This is a genomic window from Mycobacterium colombiense, assembly GCF_001665835.1.
Lineage (GTDB): Bacteria > Actinomycetota > Actinomycetes > Mycobacteriales > Mycobacteriaceae > Mycobacterium > Mycobacterium colombiense_A.
In genome coordinates this window covers 1-3,086 of record NZ_LZSX01000023.1, presented here as the reverse complement: position 1 = coordinate 3,086, position 3,086 = coordinate 1, and the positions used below count along the sequence as shown (strand labels likewise).

Sequence of the window (3,086 nt, the reverse complement as noted above, 5' to 3'; positions counted from 1 at the left end):
ATCGGCCGGCTGCCCAAGCACCTGGACGAGAAGGTGGCGCGCATCCACGTGGAGGCGCTGGGTGGCGAGCTGACCAAACTCACCAAGGAGCAGGCCGAATACATCGGCGTCGACGTCGACGGCCCCTACAAGGCCGACCACTACCGCTACTGAGGTCGGCGCCATCACCGAGCACACCAGCGTTGATGTGTCCGGACGTGCGCATGACTGGTTTCGGGAAGGTTGTTGGCGACGACGTGAGCTTCGTTGCCGTGGCGGAAGCCCGGCGTTGGTGTGCCGACCTCAGACCCTCAGGACGAACAGGAGCCGTATGACTCTCAACACCATCGCGCTTGAGCTCGTGCCACCAAATATGGACGGTGGTCGCGAGCGGGCGTTCGAAGAAGCGCGCAAAGTGGCGCAGTACTCGAGCGATTCCGGGCTCGACAGCTGGATTCGGCACGTGATGATCCCAGGCATAATCGCCGAGGACGACGACCGGCCGGTCCCGGTGCAACAGAAGCTGGACGTGCTCGACTTCTGGTCGATCATCAAACCGGAGCTGCCCTGGGCCAAGGGACTGTGCACCCAGGTCACCGCTTTCATGGATGAGTCGTCGCTGGGTAACCGCCTCTTCGACTTGTGCCGAGCGGGTATGGAAGGCGTGGTGTTCGTCGGCGTCCCGCGCACGATGAACGACGGCGAGGGTTTCGGCGTCGCGCCCACCGACGCACTGTCGATCTATAGGGGCCTGGTGCCCAACCGTGGCGTAATTCTGATCCCGACACGCGAAGGCGAGCAGGCCCGGTTCACACTCAAATGCGACCGGGGCGCCACTTACGGCATGACACAGTTGTTGTATTCGGACGCGATCGTGGGGTTCCTGGCCGACTTCGCCGACAACAGCGATCATCGGCCCGAAGTGCTGCTGTCGTTCGGTTTCGTGCCCGCACTCGAATCCCGTGTCGGACTGATCAATTGGTTGATCCAGGACCCGGGAAATGCCGGGGTGGCCGATGAGCAGGCTTTTGTGAAGAAGCTGGCCGGCAGCGAACCGACAGAGAAGCGTCGCCTCGTGGTGGACTTGTACAAGCGCGTGATCGATGGCGTCGCCGAGCTTGGTTTCCCGATGAGCATCCATCTGGAGGCCACCTACGGGGTGTCGGGATCGGCATTCCAGACGTTCGCCGAGATGCTCGCCTACTGGTCACCCGCCCGGTCGTCATAGCATTACTGCTGGTAGCGCGGTCCGGTCGAGCCGAGCGAAGCGGTCGCCAACCGACCGGCCAGCACGCCAGTCGCCGGGAAGTAGCCAAATGACTGATCAAAACGGGGTAGATATCGCACGACCTCAGGAGCCGGCGCTTTCCTCCTAGTGTCGGTGCCAGCGACGTTATACGTGGCGCAATTTCATTGGAGCCATACCGACGCTATCCATTAGCCGGATCGGGCGAAAATTGCTAATAGCAGGTGCTCTTGGGCCAGGCTGAGAAGCTCTGGTATGCGGGCTCTTGTGTAAGTGAACCCAAAGATAAGTTGACTCGTTGTGAAGGCGCACTGACGGCGATCACCTTATTAATTTAGCGACGTTCAAAACTGCAATCAGTGCGCCCGCTTGAGCCTAGGCTAGGACAGTGCATCTCGGGGGATCCTAGCCGCTTCGCCGCAGGTGATCGACCACCTTGAGGTTATAGTTCTGCGTAGGGTTGACTCTTCGGAAATAGCCAGGTTCTCCGAAGCGAATTGACAGGAATGGTGGAATTAGGGGCCCGCTTTATTCCGGCCTGACTGTGCCAGACTTTACGAAAATTAACAGTATCTTCCGAGCCGCCTGATAGAAAAGGAAGGTATCGGAAATTATTGTGTGTCAGATGCATTAAATACTCCTCACCGTGTTGCGGAGAGCGCCGCTGCTTACCTAAACTAACTCACCATGCCTACCTTTAATGTAAATACTGTGAACTGGGATGAACTGTATGAGGGCAAGGCGTCATACGCCCCCGGAGATCCCGGTTGGAATATTGGCGAGTTACAACCTGCTTTAGCTGCTCTTGAACGGAAGGGCCTTTTTGAGGGGCCTGTCCTCGATTCCGGATGCGGCGTGGGCGTTACTTCATTGGCATTGGCCGAAAAAGGGTATGAGGTTGTCGGGTTGGATCGGTCCGTCAACGCCATCGAACGGGCGACGCAAGCAGCAGCGCATCGGGGCCTGACTGTGAAGTTCGACGTGGCCGACCTGAGTCATTCGACCGGCTATGAAAAACATTTCAACACCGTTATTGACGGCCTGGTGTTTCACTGCCTGCCTGAAGGACTCAGACACGGATACATCGAATCCAGCGCACATGCGCTGAAGCCAGGCGGCAATTTTTTCGCTCTTGTCTTCGCCACTGAGGCCTTCCCGCCCGACGCCGATTTTGGCCCGCGCCCGTTCACTGAGCGCCAATTGCGTTCCATCGTCGGCGAGCACCTCGTTGTGGATGACATCCAACCCGCCCGTGCGTGGATCAACGTCCCGACTGTGTTGCCCGAAGGTTTCGAATATCGCAACGTCATCATCGGACAGGACGGTCGTGCACAGCTACCGTCATGGCTGGTGAGTGCACACCGCGCTTAACCGAAGCGGCAATACACCGCGAAGAGAAACGGGAACTCTGTCGCGACCCGCTTATCAATGTGTGGCGGCGTGGAGCGGACATGGCGAAAGCGATGGCTGCATGTCCGCCCACATTCGGGCCAGCATCCGCTATCGTGCACCCCGCTCAACACCGGTAATTGTGACGCATGTTTGGATCGAATGGGCCGCAATAAGACTCTGGTGGTGATCCGCACCGGGGCATGGCACCACACCCGAAGTGTTCCAGGTTTGTGCATCGGCTGCGGGGGGACACCAGAATCGGATTCGTGAAGGCCACATAAGAAGTTGTTTTGGCATATCGAGGACTATGGCCTTCTCGGGCGAGTTGCTCACCACCTAACTAATGTCACGCGGACCTTGAGCTAGTCCGCGGCTCTTGCGGGTTAACGAGAAAGGATTGTCATTGTGAGCGAAAAGGGTCGCCTGTTTACCAGTGAGTCGGTGACTGAGGGACATCCCGACAAGATCT

At 58.3% G+C, this 3,086-nt stretch carries 4 protein-coding genes; all 4 read left to right on the top strand.

Annotation, left to right across the window (positions count from 1 at the left end; all coding sequences use genetic code 11):
- Positions 1 to 153 (top strand): adenosylhomocysteinase (locus A5760_RS25960; protein ID WP_196771982.1); only part of this gene is annotated, 153 nt, incomplete at its 5' end.
- 157 nt (positions 154 to 310) lie between these two features.
- The gene (locus tag A5760_RS04400; RefSeq protein ID WP_064878059.1) at positions 311 to 1,207 is read left to right on the top strand and encodes a mycobacterial-type methylenetetrahydrofolate reductase; all 897 of its coding nucleotides are present in this window, start codon (positions 311 to 313) and stop codon (positions 1,205 to 1,207) included.
- Positions 1,208 to 1,912: 705 nt separating this feature from the next.
- Entirely contained in the window at positions 1,913 to 2,596 is a 684-nt protein-coding gene (locus A5760_RS04395) for a class I SAM-dependent methyltransferase (protein ID WP_064878057.1), read from the top strand.
- Positions 2,597 to 3,022: 426 nt separating this feature from the next.
- The coding region (locus A5760_RS27190) for a hypothetical protein (protein ID WP_155764202.1) at positions 3,023 to 3,086 on the top strand (64 nt) is incomplete at its 3' end.

Coding starts and splice junctions, on each gene's coding strand:
- A5760_RS04395 (WP_064878057.1), top strand. CDS start 1,913: ATGCCTACCTTTAATGTAAATACTGTGAACTGGGATGAACTGTATGAG.
- A5760_RS04400 (WP_064878059.1), top strand. CDS start 311: ATGACTCTCAACACCATCGCGCTTGAGCTCGTGCCACCAAATATGGAC.